The 19,971-nt window shown below is 52.2% G+C and carries 19 protein-coding genes; 17 read left to right on the top strand and 2 right to left on the bottom strand.

Going from position 1 to position 19,971, the window contains the following annotated elements; all coding sequences use genetic code 11:
• The first annotated feature begins 7 nt into the window (after window positions 1-7).
• From KO508_RS15570 to KO508_RS15500, 15 genes are all read left to right on the top strand, one after another.
• A complete protein-coding gene (locus KO508_RS15570) occupies window positions 8-2,662 on the top strand; it encodes a hypothetical protein (protein WP_354668047.1) in 2,655 nt (884 codons plus the stop codon).
• Window positions 2,663-2,683: 21 nt separating this feature from the next.
• Window positions 2,684-3,433 (top strand): SH3 domain-containing protein, encoded by a 750-nt coding sequence (locus tag KO508_RS15565; protein ID WP_216009210.1) that lies wholly within the window; start codon window positions 2,684-2,686, stop codon window positions 3,431-3,433.
• Window positions 3,403-4,062, top strand: a complete 660-nt coding sequence (locus KO508_RS15560; protein ID WP_216009209.1) for an outer membrane beta-barrel domain-containing protein — start codon at window positions 3,403-3,405, stop codon at window positions 4,060-4,062. Before KO508_RS15565 ends, KO508_RS15560 begins: the two co-directional genes overlap by 31 nt.
• A gap of 16 nt (window positions 4,063-4,078) precedes the next feature.
• On the top strand, window positions 4,079-4,576 hold the full coding sequence (locus tag KO508_RS15555; protein WP_216009208.1) for a TlpA disulfide reductase family protein: 498 nt from the start codon (window positions 4,079-4,081) through the stop codon (window positions 4,574-4,576).
• Between the two features lie 20 nt (window positions 4,577-4,596).
• On the top strand, window positions 4,597-4,833 hold the full coding sequence (locus KO508_RS19095; RefSeq protein WP_216009207.1) for a DUF4266 domain-containing protein: 237 nt from the start codon (window positions 4,597-4,599) through the stop codon (window positions 4,831-4,833).
• Window positions 4,763-5,989: a DUF3570 domain-containing protein gene (locus KO508_RS15545; protein ID WP_436836624.1), complete on the top strand. Its 1,227-nt coding sequence runs from the start codon at window positions 4,763-4,765 to the stop codon at window positions 5,987-5,989. The genes KO508_RS19095 and KO508_RS15545 overlap by 71 nt, the downstream gene beginning before the upstream one ends.
• 19 nt (window positions 5,990-6,008) lie before the next feature.
• On the top strand, window positions 6,009-6,554 hold the full coding sequence (locus KO508_RS15540) for an AraC family transcriptional regulator (protein ID WP_216009206.1): 546 nt from the start codon (window positions 6,009-6,011) through the stop codon (window positions 6,552-6,554).
• On the top strand, window positions 6,551-8,647 hold the full coding sequence (locus KO508_RS15535; RefSeq protein ID WP_354668046.1) for a tetratricopeptide repeat protein: 2,097 nt from the start codon (window positions 6,551-6,553) through the stop codon (window positions 8,645-8,647). The genes KO508_RS15540 and KO508_RS15535 overlap by 4 nt, the downstream gene beginning before the upstream one ends.
• Window positions 8,640-11,618, top strand: coding sequence for a tetratricopeptide repeat protein (locus KO508_RS15530; protein WP_216009205.1), 2,979 nt, complete (start codon window positions 8,640-8,642; stop codon window positions 11,616-11,618). Before KO508_RS15535 ends, KO508_RS15530 begins: the two co-directional genes overlap by 8 nt.
• Window positions 11,605-12,189: a tetratricopeptide repeat protein gene (locus tag KO508_RS15525; protein WP_216009204.1), complete on the top strand. Its 585-nt coding sequence runs from the start codon at window positions 11,605-11,607 to the stop codon at window positions 12,187-12,189. The genes KO508_RS15530 and KO508_RS15525 overlap by 14 nt, the downstream gene beginning before the upstream one ends.
• 24 nt (window positions 12,190-12,213) lie before the next feature.
• Window positions 12,214-12,513, top strand: coding sequence for a hypothetical protein (locus KO508_RS15520; protein ID WP_216009203.1), 300 nt, complete (start codon window positions 12,214-12,216; stop codon window positions 12,511-12,513).
• Window positions 12,514-12,648: 135 nt separating this feature from the next.
• The gene (locus tag KO508_RS15515; protein WP_216009202.1) at window positions 12,649-13,338 is read left to right on the top strand and encodes a MotA/TolQ/ExbB proton channel family protein; all 690 of its coding nucleotides are present in this window, start codon (window positions 12,649-12,651) and stop codon (window positions 13,336-13,338) included.
• 24 nt (window positions 13,339-13,362) lie between these two features.
• Window positions 13,363-13,884, top strand: coding sequence for an ExbD/TolR family protein (locus tag KO508_RS15510; protein ID WP_216009201.1), 522 nt, complete (start codon window positions 13,363-13,365; stop codon window positions 13,882-13,884).
• Window positions 13,881-14,387, top strand: a complete 507-nt coding sequence (locus tag KO508_RS15505; RefSeq protein WP_216009200.1) for an ExbD/TolR family protein — start codon at window positions 13,881-13,883, stop codon at window positions 14,385-14,387. Before KO508_RS15510 ends, KO508_RS15505 begins: the two co-directional genes overlap by 4 nt.
• Entirely contained in the window at window positions 14,384-15,382 is a 999-nt protein-coding gene (locus KO508_RS15500) for an AgmX/PglI C-terminal domain-containing protein (RefSeq protein ID WP_216009199.1), read from the top strand. Before KO508_RS15505 ends, KO508_RS15500 begins: the two co-directional genes overlap by 4 nt.
• A gap of 72 nt (window positions 15,383-15,454) precedes the next feature.
• Here KO508_RS15500 and KO508_RS15495 read toward each other — a convergent pair whose 3' ends face one another.
• Together KO508_RS15495 and KO508_RS15490 are read right to left on the bottom strand one after the other, a co-directional pair.
• Window positions 15,455-17,254, bottom strand: coding sequence for a PHA/PHB synthase family protein (locus KO508_RS15495; RefSeq protein WP_216009198.1), 1,800 nt, complete (start codon window positions 17,252-17,254; stop codon window positions 15,455-15,457).
• Between the two features lie 12 nt (window positions 17,255-17,266).
• Window positions 17,267-17,584: a phasin family protein gene (locus KO508_RS15490; RefSeq protein WP_216009197.1), complete on the bottom strand. Its 318-nt coding sequence runs from the start codon at window positions 17,582-17,584 to the stop codon at window positions 17,267-17,269.
• A 483-nt stretch (window positions 17,585-18,067) separates the two neighbouring features.
• On the opposite strand from KO508_RS15490, the gene KO508_RS15485 reads away from it, so the two are divergent.
• Both KO508_RS15485 and KO508_RS15480 read left to right on the top strand, forming a co-directional pair.
• Entirely contained in the window at window positions 18,068-18,868 is an 801-nt protein-coding gene (locus KO508_RS15485; protein WP_216009196.1) for a C39 family peptidase, read from the top strand.
• A 60-nt stretch (window positions 18,869-18,928) separates the two neighbouring features.
• Window positions 18,929-19,939: a transporter gene (locus KO508_RS15480; RefSeq protein ID WP_216009195.1), complete on the top strand. Its 1,011-nt coding sequence runs from the start codon at window positions 18,929-18,931 to the stop codon at window positions 19,937-19,939.
• Window positions 19,940-19,971: the final 32 nt, after the last annotated feature.

Below are 19,971 nucleotides of genomic sequence, written 5' to 3'. Positions count from 1 at the left end.
AGGGCGCGTGCCTTACAGACCGAAACAGCCTATTGGGACTGTGCTTTTTAGAACACTGCTGTTTAGAGCACTGTTATGCCTTGGCCTGACAGCTTCTCTTGCAGGTTGTTTGTCGGGTGCGGATAGCCAGCAGGCTGACCCGGTGGTGCTTGAGGACCCGGTTCTTTTTATAAAGCGTCCATTGCTGTTCGACGCCAGTGGCGCGCTGGTTCCCGATAATCTGGCCGATCCCTCCGCCTTTCGCGCGGATGCGCGCTTGTATTTAAAAACCAATGCATCCGTTGACGCCAGTGCAATCGATGTGTCTTCTAGAGCCTTTTCGGGCCCGGAGTTTCTGGATGATGCGGGCCGCTTGCGTTACGACGTGAAAGACTTGCACGTTTCCCATGATGGTAATCGTGCGCTGTTTGCCATGCGCGCTCCGGAAATAGAAGGTGCCGATGACGAAGATCAGCCCACGTGGAATATCTGGGAATACAATCACGCAAACGATTATTTGCGCCGAATCATCACCTCTAACGTAATCGCCGAAACAGGTCAGGATGTGGCGCCAGCTTATCTACCGGATGGGCGTATTGTATTTTCTTCCACCCGACAGCTTATCTCCAAAGCCATCTTGTTGGATGAAGGTAAAGGCCAGTTTGCGGGCTTGGATGAGAACCGGAATGCGCCAGCGTTTGTGCTTCACACTATGGATGACGACGGCAGCGATATTCAGCAAATTACGTTTAATCAGAGCCATGACTTATACCCGTTGGTAACTAATGATGGCTCGATCTTATTCAGTCGTTGGGACAATGCCGGTCAAACCCGTAACAACGGGGTTAACCTTTATCGTGTAAATCCCGATGGCACAGGATTGGCTTATCTCTATGGTCGAAACTCCCACGATTCCGTTCCGGCGGCTACCGACATCGAGTACCTGAAGGCCCGTCAAACTGGCTCAGATTCTGTGCTGGTGCCCTTGCGTGCTTTCGAAAGTGACAGTTATGCCTCCATGCCGGTCGAAATTGATGTCCACAATTATGTGGATGCCGAAATACGTATCGACGGAACGGAAGGAACCGGCCAAGTTTCTTTGGTTTCGGGTGTCAGACTTGATGGCGAGTTGACGTTGGAGGGGCGCTATAGCTCCATTTCGCCGCTAATGGATGGCACCGGTAGGCATCTTGTGAGCTGGACGCCATGCCGACTCGAAGAGGCGACATCTGGCCGAGTTGTAAACTGTACCGAGGCGCGACTGGAGTCCGACGCCTATGTTCCGGCGCCGCCGGTATACGGCATTTGGCTTCTGGATATTACAAACGGAACCCAAAAGCCCGTTGTGGTGCCGTTGGAGGGTGAGCAGTTTGACGAAGCCGTTCTAATGCGGGATCGCCCTTTGGAAAGCTATATTCCTGACTCACAGTATACGGGCGAGGCCGCCCAGTTAGCGGATTTAGGCTACGGTATTCTACACATTCGCAGTGTGTACGATGTAGATGGTGTCGATATGGCGCCAAACGGTATCGCGACAACGGCAAATCCCTCTATCACACCAGCTGCTCAGCGCCCGGCCCGATTCCTGCGCTTGGAAAAGCCTGTTTCCATGCCTGATGACAACGTATGGGACTTTGATAACAGCGCGTTTGGCCGAAGTCGTGGGCAGCTTATGCGGGAAATTCTCGGGTATGTGCCGGTAGAGCCGGATGGCTCGGTAAAAGTAGCTGTGCCTGCAAATGTCGCCTTTGCGGTCAGCGTATTGGACGCTCAGGGGCGCAGGATGAGCGATCGCCATCAAAATTGGCTGTCGGTACGCCCCGGTGAAACTCTGGAATGTCAGGGTTGTCACGATTCCCAATCGAACATTCCCCATGGCCGCCCCGAGGCGGGTCCGGAACCTGTTTGGACTGGTGCGAGTACCACCGGCCTGCCTTTTCCGGGGACAGACCCGACCCTATTTGCCGATATGGGCGAAACCATGGCAGAGGTATACGCGCGGACGCAGCAGCTGCGTCGGCCACGACCAGATCCGATAGACAGCGAAGGGGAGTGGACAAACCTTACCGAAGGTGTAGAGGATCGAACACTGGCCTATGAAAACTTGCAAACACCGCCTCCGATTTCCACCGTGTGCGCCAATGATTGGACAGCCAATTGCCGGGTGGTTATCAACTACGAAGCCCATATTCATCCGCTTTGGAGCTTGAGCCGCGATGTTCTAGGCGTTGATGCAACATGCACCAGCTGCCATACCAACGCCGACGCTGCCGGTGTGCCATCCATTGCAGCGGCACAACTGGACCTTACAGACGGCCCTTCCGATGCCGAGCCACTGCATTTTAAAGCCTATCGAGAACTGCTCTTCCCCGATAACGAACAAGAGCTCAGCGAGGGTGTTCTGCGAGATCGGCTGATCGATTCTGGCGAGGTTCTTAGAAATGAAGAGGGCGTTCCTATTCTGGATGAAAATGGTAATCAGCAACCTATTCTCGTTCCTGTGCCAGTGAGGTCCAGCATGTCCGTCAACGGTGCTCTCGCCAGCGACGGGTTCCGGGATGCCTTCGGAGCGGAGGGTTCCCATAGAGGCTTCCTGTCACCTGCGGAATTGCGTCTTGTGGCGGAATGGCTGGATTTAGGGGCCCAATATTACAACAACCCATTCGCTGCTCCAGAAAACTGATCCGGGACCGACAAAACACTCATGCCCATTGTCATTCTGTTACTCATGCTCTGTTTACCTGCGACTGTTTGGGCGGGCTGGTTGTGGGGTGACGATGAACCTGCGCAGGTGGTTCAGGTTGTGGAGCCTTTTGTTACTTGGCGCACAGGTCCAGCGATGGGGTACCCAATATTTCACAGCAGTGAACAGGGAGAATGGCTGACACTTCTACAACGCAAAACCGGCTGGATAAAGGTACGGGACCGCAAAGATCGTGAGGGTTGGGTGGCGGTGGCCGATATTGCCCAAACAAGGGATGCAACCGGTGAAAGAGTTGCCCTTGGTGTGCCGGATTTAGCCGCGTTCAGTGAGCGGAATGTTGAAGCCGGAATAATGATGGGAAGGTTCCAAGGTGCGCCGGTAACCGCCGGTTATGGAGGCTACTGGTTTACTCCCAATTTAGCAGCCGAGCTCTGGGGTTCACAGATGCTGGGTAGCGCTTCGGAAATGCTCATGGTGAACGCCAACATCGTGCATCAGCCATTTCCCCATTGGCGGGTGTCGCCGTTTTTCACCCTTGGCATAGGCCATATATGGGTGGACCCGAAAGCAACGCTCGCGGTGCCTGAGGAACGAGACAACAGCGTTGGCCATGCGGGTGTAGGGTTGCGAGCCTATATCTCAGAGCGTTATTTCATCCGGGCTGAGGTTAAGGACTACAAAGTCTTTACCAGCCGATCAACCAATGAAGAAGCGACAGAATGGAAAATCGGACTAAGCATCTTTTTCTGACCGGGTTGTGCATTGCACACCTTATGGCTATTGCGCCTTCGGTGTTTGCTGCAGATGAGCCCGAGCGCAACGACCTGCCTTTAATCGAGCCGGATGTAAAGCCAGTGCCCGTTGACCAAGCGCTAATTGATACCGAAAACTTCGAGATAGGCGCCTTTGCGGGTGTGCTCAATATTGAGGATTTTGAATCGTCGTTTGTATACGGAGGCAAGCTTACCTACCACCTGAGCGAATCATTTTTTTTCGAGGCAGGAGTGGGCTTTGCCGAAGCGGGCGCAACCAGTTTCGAGAATCTCGCGGGCAACGTACAGGTGTTAACGGATAGTGAGCGCGATTACAGCTATTACAACATCAGTCTTGGCTACAACATTCTACCCGGGCAGGCGTTTCTTACTGAAAACTATGGGTTCAATACCAATTTCTATCTGATCGGCGGTGCCGGCGCAACCGACTTCGGAGGCGATACCCGCTTTACTCTAAACGCTGGAGCCGGCTATCAAATTTTGCTTACGGACAGCCTTGCGATACACCTTGGTGTACGCCAGCACTATTACCAGATTGATGTGGTGGGCGCGGAGAAAACATCCATGAACACTGAGATCAGCACCCGGCTGTCGGTCTTTTTCTAAATAGAGGAGCCTTGAAATGAACAACCCAGTAAAAGCCGCCGCATTGGTACTGGTATTGTCTGGCGCTGCAACCTTGGCACAGGCAGAGGCGATGAACGTACCGGCTCCGGATTTCACATTGGAAAGCCGTGCTGGAGACAATATCCGGCTTGAAGATCATCGTGGCGAAGTGGTTATGCTGAACTTCTGGGCCTCCTGGTGCGGCCCTTGCCGACAGGAAATGCCGTTGATGGACGATCTCTACAGCCGCTATCAAGATTTAGGTTTCACCATTTTAGCGGTGAATGTAGATGAAAACCGGGGTGAGGCCTTACGTTTTCTCGACAAGGTACCGGTGAACTACCCGATCCTGTACGACCCGAAAAGCTCAGTTAGCGAGCTTTACGAGGTGCCTGCCATGCCAACGACCGTGATGATCGATCGTGATGGCAACGCCCGCTACATTCACTATGGCTACAAACCGGGTTACGAAGACGAGTATGAAGCCCAAATTAGAGAGTTGGTGCGAGAGTGATTCCCGGGTGGGCAAGCGAAATGCGTAAAACAACCATCATCGTGCCTTTAATAATGGCATTAATGGTTTTGGCGACCGCTGGGTGCAGCTCTATAGAACCTTGGGTAAAACCCTATGAAAGGGATCGTTTAGCCGACCCAATCATGAGCCTGAGCCGCCATGGCAAAGCTGATTCCTATATGAATCATGTGTATCAGTCCAGAGAGTCTGCCCGCGGAGCGGAAGGTGGTGCGGGAGGTGGTTGTGGGTGTAATTGATATCCGCAGGTTGTGTAGGTTGTTGTGGGTAAGTCTCACAGCCATGGCTTTATGCCCGCTTGGCCCGCTAGTCCATGCTGCAACCTTGCCCATTGATAGCGTAGACATGCTCTACCACCGCTATGATGGCGGTGGAATGGTGATTGACGGCCCTGTCATTTTGGCGCGCAAGAGTGTTGGGCCGCAGGTATCGGTGTCTGGGCAGTATTACGTGGATATGGTGTCTGCTGCCTCTGTCGATGTACTGGCAACCGCAAGTGCCTATAAAGAAGAACGCACTGAGTACACACTCGGAGTCGACTATTTGTACGACCGGGCGATTATGAGTCTGGGCTTTACCAACAGCTCGGAGAACGACTACGAAGCCAATACCCTCTACTTCACTGTAAGCCAAGAGTTTTTTGGTGGAATGTCGACCGTCACTCTTGGCTATGCAGGTGGTTGGGATGAAGTCGGCAAGCGTGGAAACGACAGTTTTAATGAAGACGCCGACCGCCGTAACTTCCAGCTCGGCTTGAGTCAGGTGCTAACCCGCAACATGCTGGTTGGGCTGGATTTGGAAGTGGTTACAGATGAGGGTTTTTTGCAGAACCCCTATCGCCAGAACCGATATTTGGATCCTAATGATGCCACTGCATTTCTTTACCAACCCGAGCGCTACCCGGAAACCCGGACCAGCACATCGGTGGCTGCGCGAGCAATTTACCACTTGCCGTATAGAGCCTCCATTCGCGGCGAGTACCGGTATTTTACGGACACCTGGGGCATTCAGGCCCACACGCTTCAATTTGGTTACGTGCACGGCCTGAACCAACACTGGTCGTTGGAAGGCTCGGTTCGTTATTACCGCCAGAGTGAGGCGGATTTCTACAGTGATCTATTTCTCTATGAAAACTCACAGAACCATTTGGCGAGAGACAAGGAAATGAGTGCGTTTTCGGGCACAACTCTGGCAACCGGTGCGGTCTATGAGTGGAAGCAAACATCCTTGCCCGGCATCAAGCGCCTGCAATTCAGTTTGCTGCTGGATTGGCTGAATTTCGATTATGACAATTTCCGGGATGTAACCGCTTCGGGCAATTACTCGCCGGGAGAGGAGCCGCTTTATTCATTTGATGCACTGGTGACCAGAGCATCACTGATTCTTGAATATTGAGTACGCAGGAAACCAGATTATGACGGATTCATTTAAACCCTTGGCCGCCAGCCTTCTGGCTGCATTAATGCTGCTCACGGGTGCTGCTGTGGCAGCCGAACCTGGTGCAGCCGAAGATACCAGAGCCGTTGCGGAGCGCGTTGAGGATCTCAAAAAGAAAGTTATTCGCCTTAACCGGGATCTTTTTATTCTGGAAGAGGATCTATTGTTTCCCGCTAGCACCCAATTCGCCGTTTTCCTAAGCCTCGACGCTGGTGAATTCTTAGAGCTGGATGCGGTGAAGTTGAAAGTTAACGGCGAGATTGTGGCTTCCCACCTCTATACCGAGCGTCAGGTTATCGCTCTTGAGCGGGGTGGCATGCAGCGTTTGTATATGGGTAACCTCAAAACCGGAACTCACGAGGTCACGGCTTTTGTAGAAGGTATGGGGCCGGACAATCGCGCCTACAAGCAAGCGGCCACTCTGGCGTTTGATAAGGGTACCGAGACGGCGGCTCTGGAAATTCGCATTCAAGATCGTTCATCGAATTACCAGCCAGTGATTTCTATTGTGGAGTGGGAGTGAACCGGCCTGTGGTTTTCCTCCCAAGAGCACCTAAGCCTGATTCAGGCTCGCGTTTCGTTGCAGTAGTAGCGGCGTGCCTGTTGTTTATGCTCGATGCGGCTCTGGTTAATGCTGATGCAGCACCAGCAAGGGCCAAGGATCCTGCGTACGGCTGGGTGCTCTATAACTATCATCAAGGCGAGGCGCTCAAAGCGCTAACATTGCTGGAGGTTGCCCGTGAACGTGGCGGAATTCGTGGTCATGGAGCCTATCCGGAATTAGTTAAAGGCGGGCTAATGCTGTCCTACGGAATGCCGCGGGAAGCTCGCGATCTCTTCGCCCGGTTACTTAAAGAGACCAAGGATACTGATGCTCAAAGTGGTAGAAATGAAAGAGGAGTGGGTGAGCGAGGTGCAAACTCTGGGGTAACTCTGGTGCCCGGTATTCGCAGCCAAGCGTGGTTTTATCTTGGTAAAGTTTTCTACCTAGAAGGTGATTACCCTCAAGCTCATGAGAACTTTCAAAAGGTGGATGGGCCGGTATTAGAAGAAAGTGATTCGGAGCTATACGCAGAGTGGCTCTACCTGAGAGCGCGGTTAGCCATGTTGTCCGATAGCTATAACAGCAGTTACGCAAGCTCTGATGAAAGCCCTCGTGAAAACCTTAGCAACAATTCGAACGGCGAGACGCTGGTGGAGCACCTGCGTGCACGACTGAAACACTCAGGCGTATGGGCTCACTATTTGAGTTACAACATAGCTATGGCCGAGGTTACGGACGGGGATGTCGAGAAAGCACAGCAAAGTCTGCGAGAACTGATTTCCCGTATGGAAGGCGAGACGCCAGCAGACGATAGAGATTCTGAGTATCGTGCTTTGTTGGATAAAAGCCGGTTATCGCTCGCTCGGCTACATCTGAGAGAAGCCCGGTTTGCTGACGCATTAAGGCTATTGAGCGCAATGCCTCTGAACGGAGTATTTTCCGATACAGCGTTATACGATTATGCCGTTGCAGCGGCAGAGCAGGGCCAGTTGCAACGGGCTTTGGATGCGTTGGAGGCACTGTCGCAACGTACCTTGTTTCTGTCCTGGCGCGAGCAGGTACCCTACGCTCGGGGATACGTGCTTGAACAATTAAACCAGCCCCGTAAGGCGCTAAATGCCTTTGTCCAGGCTTCCGAACACTACGAATCTCGTGGTCGAGAGCTCGTTGCGGCGCGTCAGAGCCTAACTGAAGAGAATTTGATGGCGCGTTTGAGTTTTCTTCGGAACAACGACGAGATTGCAACAGACGCCTACGGTCGCCTGCGGGTGATGCCCTCGGATTTTGGCATTTCAGATGTGCTGGCAACGGAGCCTTTCCAGCAGGCCCTGAGCGAACTCAATGAGCTTTACCAGATGCAAACCTTGCTGACACAGCGGGAAGACCAGTTCAGCACGTTTGAAACTATGCTGGAAACCCGCCGGGCGCAGCGCGAACGTCGAAGCCGCGAGGCGCGCTTTGAGCTGGAACAGCAACAGGCGGATGAATGGGTGGAGCAACAACACTCGTTTCGTGCGGAGATTGATGCAGCCATTGCTATTGATGACTTTGACTTTTTCATGACATCCAAGCAGAAAACCTTAAAGGCTCGGTTGGACAGAGTAGCCGCGACCCTTGCACAGCTTCCTGAAGGCTCACTTGGCGATGGCAAGAGTGTTGAGCGCCAGCGCACCAATTATGCGCGAATGAAAGCCTACTTCGATTGGACCCTTGCGAACGATTACGGCGTAAATCGCTGGGCTGCCCAGAAACAGTTGCGTGAATTGAACGCGGAAATGCAACAGTTCGAGAATCAAAGAGCGGCCATAGACGCTCTGGTGGCAGGTGATGAAAAGCATGACGAGTTGGCTGGTCGACTCATCCGCAAAGGCGATGACATTCAATCGCTGAAAGCGCAGGTACAAGAGGCCATAGCGCAAGCACGCAATATTCTCATGGGGCGCTTGGATAAGGCGCTTGAACAGCAGGGCAGGGAGCTGCAGCGCTATCTGGTGGCATCCCGTCATGCTCAAGCACGGCTGGCGGATCAACTGTTCCGGGCAGGCCAGAGCACGGAGGCTGCTGATGAGTAAGAGGCGCCTAGCCCGAGAGTTATCGGCCTGCAACTATTCTCTCAAAGCTGCCCGAGCGTTAACGCCCGTAGTATCGGCTCTGCTGATTACTGGGTGTCAGACTCTGTGGTGGGGGCATAGCGATGGAGATATCCCCGTTGCCGAGCCGAGAACCCTTGCTTCTCTTACTTCTCTAAATACTGAACCTGCTACGGAGCTTAACGAGCGTGGGGGAACGCCGGAGCAGTTGCCGGCGGATAGGGTCTCTCTTGAAGCCGTGATGCGCAGTTATCAGGATTTACTGCCGCTGGTGGAAGACCCAGTCAAGCAAATCACGATTCGACATAGGCTTGCGGATCTCGAATTCGCCCGGGCCGAACGCATACTGACGGATTCAGCAGAGGATGACTTGTCTGGCGCCATCGCAGCATACACAAGCTTATTGGCGGATTACCCGGAGCGTGACGGTAACGACCAGATTTACTACCAGCTGGCAAGAGCCTATGAGTTGCGCGGCATGACCAGTGAACAGCTGGGTGCACTGGATGCTCTGGTAGCAGATTACCCGGGGGCAGCATACTGGGAAGAAGCCCAGTTTCGCCGTGGGGATATCCTGTTTATAAACGGCCGCTATTCGGAAGCGGAGCAAGCGTTTGATGAAGTCACGCGAGCAAGCAGCGCACGCAACTCAGACTCATCTTTCGAAATGAACGCCCATTACATGAAAGGCTGGAGTCAATTTAAACAGGGCGACTATCAGCAGGCGCTGTATAGCTACATCGCTGTGCTGGATTTGATCATGCCGGTTGAAGGATTGGCAGAAATGCCGGATCAGCCTTATCAAACCCTTAGTGAAGATCTGTTCCGGGTTTTTGGACTTTCACTGTCTTACCTTGATGGTGCTGAAACCCTGCAATCCCTGTTTCGCCAAACGGGCAGTCGACCCTACGAAACACTGGTGTACGACCGCTACGCCAGCTTGCTCATTGAGCGTGAACGATACACAGACGCTATTGCGGTTTTTGATGCCTATGTTGAAGAGCGCCCTCGAAGCCGTTGGGCGCCACGTTACTCTATGCGAGCAATCGACACCCTCGAGCTTGCCGGTTTTGATAAATTTATTCCTGATCGTAAAGCTGGTTTTGTAGAAAGTTATGGAATATACAGCGACTTCTGGCCGGAGGCTGATCATGAAACGCAGGCCTATATTGAAAGCCAACTCGAACGACTGCTGCCGGAGTTAGCAGACCGCCACTATTTGCTGGCAGGGGAGGAGCGAAAGAATGCGCGCAAGCCTCAAACTCCTCGGAACCACGAGGCAAATAGAAGTGAGCGAAGCTTAAGTGCGGATGAACACTACCGACAGGCTGCGGCTTACTATGCTGAATTTGCCGCTACTTTTCCGGATCACCCCCGTACGCCGGAGCGGTTGTTTCTGTTGGCTGAAACCTATGTAGACCTGAGAGAGTGGCCAGATGCCATCAGCGCGTTTGAACGTGTTGCTTATGATTTTCCAGCCGCTGGCTCTGCGTTTGATCGTGCCGCAGAGGCGGGTTATGCCTCGGTGCTGGCCTATCGGGAGTACGCCCGCAGTTGGATGGCTGAAACAACGGTGGATCTTTTCGCTCTGCAAGAGATGCAACAGCTCAACCGCCTTCGATTTGTCAATGCATACCCGGAAGACCCTCGGGGCCCGCGTGTTTATTACATCGCTTTGCAACGGGAATTTGACCAGCAAAACCTTGAAGAGGTCATCCCCATGGCCGAGCGCTTGGCCACCTGGACGCCAGCAGCAGATCCTATGTTGGTTACCGAGGCTTTACTACTGGCGGGCCACAGTCTGTTTGAGCTTGGGCGCTACGCTGAAGCTGAACAAACCTACCGTGATGCACTGGCTATGATGGCCGCTGAGGACGATAGGCGCTCTGGCATAGAAGAAAACATGGCAGCTGCAGTATTTCGTCAAGCAGAACAGCTGGCAAGAGCTGGAAATTTAGATGCTGCCGTAAGTGAGTACCTGCGTGTGGGAGCCGTTGCGCCAGCTTCTATCCTGAATGCCAATGCACAATATGATGCGGCCTCTCTGTTGGTTGGCGCCGCACGCTGGGACGAAGCGATTAACGTACTAACCGGGTTTCGCTCGCGTTTTCCCGACCATGAGTTGATTCAAACGGTGCCATCAAAATTGGCCCTTGCTTATCGGGAAACTGGACAATGGGAAAAGGCTGGAGACGAGTTGAATCTAATGGTAACGATGGCCACCACACCAGAGGAGCGCAGGCAAAACCTGCAGATAGCGGCAGAGCTATATGATCAAGCCGGTAATCAAGCCAAAGCTATAGATACCTGGCGGCAATACGCCAATCGTCACCCCGAGCCAGCGGACACCTTTATGGAAGCGGCCAACCGACTGGCCGAGCTTTACCAAATCCGTGGGGACATTGAGAAGCGTAATTTCTGGTTAAATCGGCAAATGGAGAAGGTTGATCAAAGCCCCGAGCTTGTAGATGAACGCATGCGCTACTTGGCTGCATCTGCCTCCGCAACTCTGGCGCGGGGTGCTTTGGCACGCTACGACAGTATCCGCCTGACCTTACCTCTGAATAAAAGCATGGTGGCCAAAACGAATGCACTGGAAACGGCTGTGCGTGCCTACCAAAAAACAGCGAGCTATGGGCTGTCGTCGTATGCCACAGAAGCTGGCTATCAGATTGCTCACATATACAGCCGCCTCGGCGCCGATTTGATGGATTCTGAACGTCCGGAAGGACTCAGCGAACTGGAGCTTTCGCAATACGAGCTCTTGTTGGAAGAGCAGGCTTATCCATTCGAAGACAACGCCATAGATATCCACGAACAAAACATCCTACGTGCCCGTGAGGGTATTTTCGACGAGTGGATACAACGTAGCTATGAATCCTTGCGTCGCCTGCTTCCCGGCCGCTACAACAAGCCTGAAGTTACCGCCGAGGTAGTTCATGAACTGGGATAAAAATCTAGGCGCGGCGCTTCTGCTACTGTTGCTTCTGTCTGGTTGTGCGCTGGGGCCTGAGGGATTGGATGCACCAGCCCTCAAGGATTCCCCGGAAGAATCGGAAGTGCACCTGCAGGCGGTATTCGCCGAAGCCGTTGTGTTGATGCAAAACGGTGATACGGGTGAGGCCGAAGCCCGCTTTGAGCAGATGGCTGCACAGTACCCGCACCGGCCTGGCCCTATTGCCAATTTAGGTTTGCTGGCGTTTCAGGCAGGTGATGTGGAGCTCGCCCGAAACCGGTTTGAACAGGTTCTGAGCGTAAACCCGGCCCATACCGTTGCGCTTAATCACCTCGGTGTTATCGCACGGATGACCGGTGATTTCCCGGCAGCTGAGCAATATTACCTAAAGGCCCTTGCTACCAATCCCGAGTACGTGCCTGTAATACTCAATTTGGCATTTTTGTTGGACATTTATCTTGGAGAGCCAGCCAAAGCTCTGCCGTTATATGAGCAATACAAAGCACTCGCAGATGACCCCGACCCACGATTGAAAGACTGGATGTTCGATGCAAAAAACAGAATTTAATGCGAGGTACAGGTCGTGAGATCAATGGGAAGAAAAATCCTTTGTGTGGGTCTGGCATTGCTTTACGATTCGTTTGCCCAAGCTCAGGAATCGGCCATAGTGACCATTGAAGGCACCCGTATTCGGGGCGATCAGGAGGTGCCTACGGTGATGTATTTGGTGCCCTGGCAGCCGGCAAAAGTGGAGGAGCTTCGGGCACCGGATGAGCAATTAATGGTTGAGCACCAATTTGCGCCGTTAGAGCGCTACGAGTTTCAACGGTTTGTCCGTTATCATGAGGCATTCAATAATGAGCAGGGCACAGTGATACCGGAGGTTCAGTGAGATGTGTGTCACAGTGCTTCTGTGCCCGAGTGCAAACTACAACAAACCACAACAAAGACTTCTGCTAACTTACCCCCTTTAAGGCAGAGCAGCGCTTAGACTATCCCAAAATTCGGACTATGGAGTGCCCAGAAAATGATCGATACTGCCGTTCGCTTCTTCCAGGAAGGTGGCTTTTTTATGTTTCCGATCGCCGTTGTGCTGATCATCGGACTCATTGTAGCCATTGAGCGATACGTTTACTTGTCTGCTCAAAAGATAACCAATCGCAGAGATTTCAACCGTCTGCATCAGATGATTGCAAAGCGAGATTTCAAGGGAGCGCTGAACTACGCGCAGAACTCCGGCACAGGCATGTCGACTATGATCGGCTATGGTCTTCAGCGGTTGGCTCGTCGTCAGGGCCGTGAAGACATAGAGTACGCCATGGAAGAAGGGCTGCTGGATGTTATGCCGCGACTTGAAAAACGTACTCAATATCTTGCAACCCTTGCCAATATCGCAACACTGCTTGGCCTGCTGGGAACCATCATTGGCTTGATTGCCGCGTTTACGGCGGTTGCAGCCGCAGACCCTGCGCAAAAAGCCAGTTTGCTGTCCCAGAGTATTTCTGTGGCCATGAACACCACCGCTTTTGGTCTTATGTCGGCAATTCCCATGTTATTGGTTCATTCCGTTTTGCAAACCAAGACCAATGAGATTGTAGACAGCTTTGAAATGGCCGGTATCAAGGTTCTTAACTTGCTCAGCGATGGCTCCGGATCGCGCCCGGGTGCTCCAGCGCAAGCCGCATCGCCTGCTGCCCCGGCGGCAGCGTCGGCCTGATAACCAGTTTAAGGATTTCAGGCTATGAGACGGAAACATCGTCGATTACAGAGCGAGCCGGATCTCGACATCACGCCATTCATGAATCTCATGATTGTGCTGGTACCGGTGTTGCTTTTGAACATGGTGTTTGCACACACCAGTGTTCTGGAACTTAACTTTCCCACCGGCGAGAGTCTTGCCGCAGAGCAAGCTGAAGAGTTGCAAATACAGGTGGTGATCCACGGGGATCGTTTTGTGGTTGCGGATAATCAGGGCGGCGTTATCAAAGCTATTGCGCAAAACAATGGAAAGTACGATTTCGCCGTACTCAAAGACGTTATGAAGGAGCTGAAAAGCCGTGTTCCCGAGAAAAGGGATATAATTATCATGCCGTCTCAGGAAACCTCCTATCAGGTTTTGGTCAGCGTGATGGACACGGTTCGTTCCTACGATGCTGTCGTTGCAGGCAATCTGGTGGAAGCAGAACTGTTTCCCGAGATTTCTCTGGGTGATGCGCCGGTAGCGAATACTGACGAAGCGCAAGAAGCCGGGGGCCAATCATGAAAGAATCCGCAAAAGCCCGCCGTTTGAAGCGTCACCATAGGCGCAACAAGAACCAGAGTAAGATGAATCTGGTGTCGCTAATGGACATCTTTACGATTCTTGTGTTCTTCCTGATGGTTAACTCGTCGTCTGATGTACAGGTGCTTAACCAGAGCAGTACCATCAAGTTGCCGGACTCTTCAGCTGTGCAACCGCCGGATGATGTGCTCGCACTGATAGTGACCGATCAGGACATCCTCATTAACGGGCGCTTAATTATCAAGCGCGAAGCGCTGCAAAATCTTGAAGGGCAAGTAGAGCCGGGGCTTAAGCAGGAGCTGGATTATCAGGCTAGCCGGTCGGGTGCACCAGCACCGGAAGCTGGGCGGGCGATTACCATTTTGGCAGACCGCGAGTTGCCCTACGATCTACTCAAAAAAATCATGTCTACCTGTGTGGATGCAGGGTATGCGAGCATATCGTTAGCGGTTAACCAACGTTCCAAAGAGAGCACCGGGGTATGACCTGGAATCAAGCTGAGCATCGGTACCGGTTGCCTTGGAATCAGGAGAGTGGAGAACGCAAGCGGTTGCTTTCTATTGCGCTGGTTGTGGCACCGTTGTTCGTGGCCTTTGCCAGTTACGTCAGCTTGATTGAATTGCCCGAAATAGATAGGCAAGTGGCGGAAGCCTTACCGCCGCAATTGGCCAAATTGGTAATCGAGAAGAAAGAGCCCCCCAAGCCGGTTTTGCCCGAGCCAGAACCCATACCTGAGCCGGACCCGGAACCTGAAATAAAACCGGAAGAAAAGCCGGTTGAGGTGGAGCTTGCTAAACCGGAACCCCAGCCCGAGCCTCCGGTGCCTGAGCCAGAGCTAAAAGAAGCACCGAAGCCCGAAGCTGTTGCCAAAGCCCGTGAAAAAGCAAAAAACACAGGTATTTTGGCGATGGGTGACGAGCTTTCAAAGATCAGTTCACTAGCTAACTCTATCAAGCTGGACACACCGTTGGCACAAACTGCCGAGCCAATCACCAAAAAAACCGAAGATACTTTGGCTGCTAGAGCTACCACCAATGCGCGCAGTGCAGGTGTTCAGAACGCTGCGCTTGAGCGGGAAAGCCGTCAGCTTGCGCTGGCAGAGCGTGAAAGGGCAGAGGTAGCGGAAGCTGAACGTGTTGCCGAAGCTAGAGAAGTTGTACGGCGCGAAAAGCAGGAAGCCGCCTCCCGAACACGAAGCAAGGAAGATATGAGGCGAACTATGGATGCGAACAAGTCGGCTATTTATAGCATCTACAATCGTGAACTTAGGCGTAAGCCGTCACTGCAGGGAAGCATTACCCCTGAATTAGTTATTGAAGCCAGTGGCGTTGTGTCCAAATGCTCAGTGGTTGAATCGACTTTGGGTGAGCCGGGGCTGGAGAATAAAATCTGTAACCGGCTAAAGCTTGTGAATTTTGGGTCCCGGCCCGGAATAGGCCAGACAACGATCCGTTACCCGATTGAGTTGTTGCCCGGCTGACGGATTTCAACTCGTTGGAAAGGCAAATACACCGGACAGCGTCCAAGCTTCAAAAAATACTTCTTTAGGGGGTTACCCAGCGGCCTCTGCCGCCTTCACCCGAACATAGCTACCGGGTGCGTCTTCGATTACTTCAAGTTCACCATCCCCGGGTACCCTTGCAGCGACAGGCTCACCGGCATATTGCTGTATCCATTCTAGCCAATGTGGCCACCAGGACCCCGGGTGATTCTCTGCGGTTTCAAACCAATCATCGGGGTTCTGGCTCATGGTGTCGTTTGTCCAGTAACCGTACTTTTCTTTATATGGCGGATTAATTACCCCTGCAATGTGGCCAGAACCAGACAAGACGAAACGCACATCGCCACCATGAACAAGCGCGCCCTTATAGGTGGTTTTCCACTTGGCAATATGATCCTGCCGTGCCGAAAGGAAGAACGAAGGTACATCGATTTCCTTCAGGTTGATGCTCTCTCCTGCAAAGCTAAGCGCATCTGGCTCAACTAGCTTGTTGTTGAGGTACATCTCACGCAAATAAAAACTGTGCATGGCTGCGGGCAGGTTGGTGCCATCCGTATTCCAGTACAATAGGTCAAAGGCCGATGGCTTTTTCCCTTTCAGATAGCTGTTTGTCCAGAAGGACCAGAAAAGCTCGTTCTCCCTAAGTAGATTGAAGGTAAATGCCATAGCGCGGCCATCGAGATAGCCCTTGTGTTCCAGCATGCGTTCAATGCCGCGGATTGAATGCTCATTGATGAACACGCCAATGCCGCCAGGATCGGAAAAGTCCAAAAGACTGGTCAAGTAAGTGGCGCTAACGACTGGCTCTTTCCCTTTCTTCTTTAGCCAGGCCAGAGTTGAAGCCAGTAGGGTTCCGCCAATACAGTAGCCGAGAAGGTTCATCTGGTCTTCGCCGGTGGCCGCAGTGACTGCCTCCATAGCCGCCAAAGGACCTTCAAGCATATAGTTTTCCCAAGCTTTATCTCGCATCTCCGGCCCGGGGTTACGCCAGGATATAACAAAAACGGTTTGGCCCTGATTAACCAGCCACTGTATGAAAGAGTTTTTGGCTGTGAGGTCGAGTATGTAAAATTTGTTGATCCATGGCGGCACAATAAGCAAGGGGCGTTTACTCACGCTCTCTGTTGTCGCCGTGTATTGGATAAGCTGCATCAGGTCATTTTGATACACCACTTTACCCGGCGTGGTCGCAAGATTACCGCCCACTTCGAATGCGGACCTGTCCGTCATGCCGACATTGAATAGCGAAGGGTTTTGGCGGAAATCATCGATAAGCAGCCGGGTGCCATCGACCAGATTCATCCCCTTGCGTTCCCAGGTTATTCTCAGCGCTTCGGGGTTTGTTATAAGAAAGTTGGCAGGGGAGAGTGCACTGGTGAGCTGGCGGGCGTAAAACAGCATCTGCTCACGGCCTGCAAGCGGCAGGCCTTCCATCTCTTCTACCCAATTTAGAAATGCTCGGGAGTTGATAAGGTAAGATTGGTGCAGGACATCGAATGGCAAACGGGTGTGCCATTCCTCTGCTTTAAAACGCCGGTCATCTGGATCTGCTTTGGCTACCTGCTCCTTTTCCTGTCCGGTCAGCCGGGCTAGAGCATAGGCTCCAAGGGCCGCATGCTTGCGGGCGAGGTCTACTTCAGCGCCTACAAAGCGTAGCGGATGAAGGAGTAGGTCTTCAGCCATGGCTCGATAGGCATCTGACATTTCTGTCAGAGTGGAGAGTTTGGCGGCATCCATCATGCCGGACTCCCCCAGCAGCTTCTCGAGCTGCTTTTGACCTTCGCGCACTTTTTTCTCAAATGTACCAACCAGCTGGTTGGTTTTTTTTCCTAGCAGATCCAATCCCAGCATAGTGTGCTCCAATTACTTGGTATCGGGCGCTACTTCGGATTCGCCAGAGACGGCTTGCTGCATCTCTTCGCGGGCTTCCTTAAGGTAGTTTTGCCATGCCTTCCAATCTTCGGTGAATTGTTCACTCATGGTTTTCAGGGTTTCTGCTTGGTCGCCAGTAACAGTCTTGAGGTCTTCAAGGTTGCGTACTTCCGATACTTTCTTCGCCTGCTCCATGGTTACGTCAGCGTAACGACGGAAGGAGCTCATCTGCATTTCTGCAGCCTTGCTGAATTGCTCAAAAAGCGCCTGATTAATGCGTGTAGCTTTCTCAAACATATCGTTGGTCATTAGAGCAGCTCCTTTGTATATGATAATTGCACCGTCCTTATTGTGACCGCTCCAGCATGTCATAATCATGACGAACATCAACTATAGGGTCTGCTTATACTCTGACGAGACCTATAGATATGTGTAGAGGCGGAGCTGAATATTCCCACGACTGAACAGTATCTCGTTGTCGTGCACGGCTATATCAAAAGCCAGTTGATAGGCTTAATTCTGGGGGAAGGTTTTTCCTGATGACCATTCTTGTTCCGCCGTCTGACTTCAGGCCAAAGAGGTCTGGCTGGCACTGCTGTTGGAGATTGTGGTTATTACTTTGCTGTGTTATCCGCTTATGGATTTAGTCTTCAAGATGTAAAAGCAGTGCTGTCGCAGCGCTAGATTTGAGGCACAGTTATCTTTAAACGCTCTGCTATTTCGGTATCTTCCCGTAACAATGTGTAATCCGATAAATACTACGGATAACAACAAACAGGGATTTCGTCTGACATGCTGCTGGTGCTCGCTGGGTCCATTCTTACATTCGCCATAGTGCAAGAAGCTACTGTGGTAGAACCCTTTGAAAAGGGTTCTGTTGTCATCGAACAGAAGGTCGATGCCAGCCCGGTGGAATTGCGTTCGGATTTTCGCATTGAGCCGCTGGTTGAGCAGAAATTCCGGAATATTGTGCGCCAAGCCTACGACTACAGTTGCGGTAGTGCAGCCCTAACCACCATTCTCAATTTTTATTTGGGACGCACTTTGTCTGAGCGCCAAGTAATGGAAGGCCTGCTGCATTATGGCGAAAGCGATCGCATCGTCTCGCGCCGGGCCTTTTCCATGCTCGATATGAAGCGCTTAGTGACGGCGCTTGGCTATCCGTCGGGTGGCTTCCGCGCGACCATTGACGATCTGATTGATCTCGACCACCCGGCTATTGTTCCAATTCACCATGCGGGCTTTAAGCACTTTGTAGTGCTCAGAACCATTCGTGACGGGCGCGTTTATATGGCGGATCCGGCCGTGGGTAATTTGTCTTTTACGCTGGCCCAGTTTGAGGAAAAGTGGGACGACAACGTTTTGTTCATCGTTTTCCCTGGCAGTGATAAGCCGCTGGATAATCTGGAACTCAAAGAAGAAGACCTGCGCTTTGTAGATGACCAAACCATGACTCTACTGGCTCTGGAACGAATACCCGCGTTTCATGAATCGACAGCCAGACGTATCCAGAACGTACTCGAACGTCAGAAAAACAATTCTGATGGCAGTGTTGAGAATACCCGAAAGCAATTGCATTACCGTCGCAATTAACATTTGCCAGATAAATTGTCTGGTTTAGAACTACTACCAATAAAAATTAAGGGAGTTAGGATGAATCGTTGGTTTATGCGAGGTCTTATCCTTGTTTCCGCGGCAGGTTTGCTTCCGGGCATGGCCCTGGCGCAGGACGACAATGTAGGTCAGGCGAGGGACGCACTCGCAAAGCAGGAGGGGGATGAAGACTCTTCGCGCCAGCTTGAGGAAGTGTTTCAAGCTGCGGAGAAAAACTACTCCTTGCAGAAAAGAGGGACCCACTCCCTTAACTATTCGTTCGACTATTCCTATACCGCCGACCAGCGGTTGGATCTTGCGATTACAAATGGCTCTGTGCGGAATCTGGATGTGGTGCCTTCTGCAACCCATAGCTTCACGAACTCTTTTTCCTACGATTTCGGCCTTTTGGATAACTTAACTGTTGGTGCCAGAGTACCTTTGGTTGTGAAGTACGATACTGAAGATGAACTGAACGTTTTCGATTTTGGCGATATCTCCTTCACGGGTCGTTGGCAGCCTTTTTCCTACGTGCCGGGCAAGATGTCGACCACCCTATTCGGCACCTTTACCAGTAAAACTGGTGTCAGCCCGTATGAAATAGACATCAATGAGCAGCTCTCAACCGGCAGCGGTTACTACTCTGTAGGCGGTGGTGCAAGCCTTTCAAAAGTGCTTGACCCGGTTGTTGTGTTTGGATCTATAAGTGTTACCTACAACTTGCCTGCTGAGGATTTACAGCAAGTACGTGGTGCGCGGCTGCTTGACCAGGTTGAACCAGGATTTGGCCTTTCCGGCTCTGCCGGGTTCGCTTATTCGCTCTCCTATGATATCTCCTTGAGTATTTCAGCGCAGCTGAGCTACAGCGACGAAACCATTCTTACATTCACGAACGGTGACCAAGCAATGGCGCAGGACCAGATGACCGGTTTCCTGAGCATGTCGCTAGGGACACGGGTTAGCGATACCACGATTGTGAACACCAGTCTTGGTATCGGCCTGACTGAGGACGCACCGGACTTCTCTCTAGGTGTATCCCTACCCATTAATTTCTCCGGCCTAAAAGAGTGATTGGCGCCGCTGACGTTTTAACGGGAAGGGTA

This window comes from Marinobacter salexigens, from assembly GCF_018860765.1.
In the GTDB taxonomy this organism is placed as follows: Bacteria; Pseudomonadota; Gammaproteobacteria; order Pseudomonadales; family Oleiphilaceae; genus Marinobacter; species Marinobacter salexigens_A.
The sequence above is the reverse complement of the archived record's forward strand: the minus strand, read 5'-3'. Positions and strand labels throughout refer to the sequence as shown.

What these genes read in the sequence shown, in the direction of transcription:
- KO508_RS15565 (WP_216009210.1), top strand. Translation starts at nt 2,684, where the DNA reads ATGCCCATTGTCATTCTGTTACTCATGCTCTGTTTACCTGCGACTGTT.
- KO508_RS15560 (WP_216009209.1), top strand. Translation starts at nt 3,403, where the DNA reads ATGGAAAATCGGACTAAGCATCTTTTTCTGACCGGGTTGTGCATTGCA.
- KO508_RS15555 (WP_216009208.1), top strand. Translation starts at nt 4,079, where the DNA reads ATGAACAACCCAGTAAAAGCCGCCGCATTGGTACTGGTATTGTCTGGC.
- KO508_RS19095 (WP_216009207.1), top strand. Translation starts at nt 4,597, where the DNA reads ATGCGTAAAACAACCATCATCGTGCCTTTAATAATGGCATTAATGGTT.
- KO508_RS15545 (WP_436836624.1), top strand. Translation starts at nt 4,763, where the DNA reads ATGTGTATCAGTCCAGAGAGTCTGCCCGCGGAGCGGAAGGTGGTGCGG.
- KO508_RS15540 (WP_216009206.1), top strand. Translation starts at nt 6,009, where the DNA reads ATGACGGATTCATTTAAACCCTTGGCCGCCAGCCTTCTGGCTGCATTA.
- KO508_RS15530 (WP_216009205.1), top strand. Translation starts at nt 8,640, where the DNA reads ATGAGTAAGAGGCGCCTAGCCCGAGAGTTATCGGCCTGCAACTATTCT.
- KO508_RS15525 (WP_216009204.1), top strand. Translation starts at nt 11,605, where the DNA reads ATGAACTGGGATAAAAATCTAGGCGCGGCGCTTCTGCTACTGTTGCTT.
- KO508_RS15520 (WP_216009203.1), top strand. Translation starts at nt 12,214, where the DNA reads ATGGGAAGAAAAATCCTTTGTGTGGGTCTGGCATTGCTTTACGATTCG.
- KO508_RS15515 (WP_216009202.1), top strand. Translation starts at nt 12,649, where the DNA reads ATGATCGATACTGCCGTTCGCTTCTTCCAGGAAGGTGGCTTTTTTATG.
- KO508_RS15510 (WP_216009201.1), top strand. Translation starts at nt 13,363, where the DNA reads ATGAGACGGAAACATCGTCGATTACAGAGCGAGCCGGATCTCGACATC.
- KO508_RS15505 (WP_216009200.1), top strand. Translation starts at nt 13,881, where the DNA reads ATGAAAGAATCCGCAAAAGCCCGCCGTTTGAAGCGTCACCATAGGCGC.
- KO508_RS15500 (WP_216009199.1), top strand. Translation starts at nt 14,384, where the DNA reads ATGACCTGGAATCAAGCTGAGCATCGGTACCGGTTGCCTTGGAATCAG.
- KO508_RS15495 (WP_216009198.1), bottom strand. Translation starts at nt 17,254, where the DNA reads ATGCTGGGATTGGATCTGCTAGGAAAAAAAACCAACCAGCTGGTTGGT.
- KO508_RS15490 (WP_216009197.1), bottom strand. Translation starts at nt 17,584, where the DNA reads ATGACCAACGATATGTTTGAGAAAGCTACACGCATTAATCAGGCGCTT.
- KO508_RS15485 (WP_216009196.1), top strand. Translation starts at nt 18,068, where the DNA reads ATGCTGCTGGTGCTCGCTGGGTCCATTCTTACATTCGCCATAGTGCAA.
- KO508_RS15480 (WP_216009195.1), top strand. Translation starts at nt 18,929, where the DNA reads ATGAATCGTTGGTTTATGCGAGGTCTTATCCTTGTTTCCGCGGCAGGT.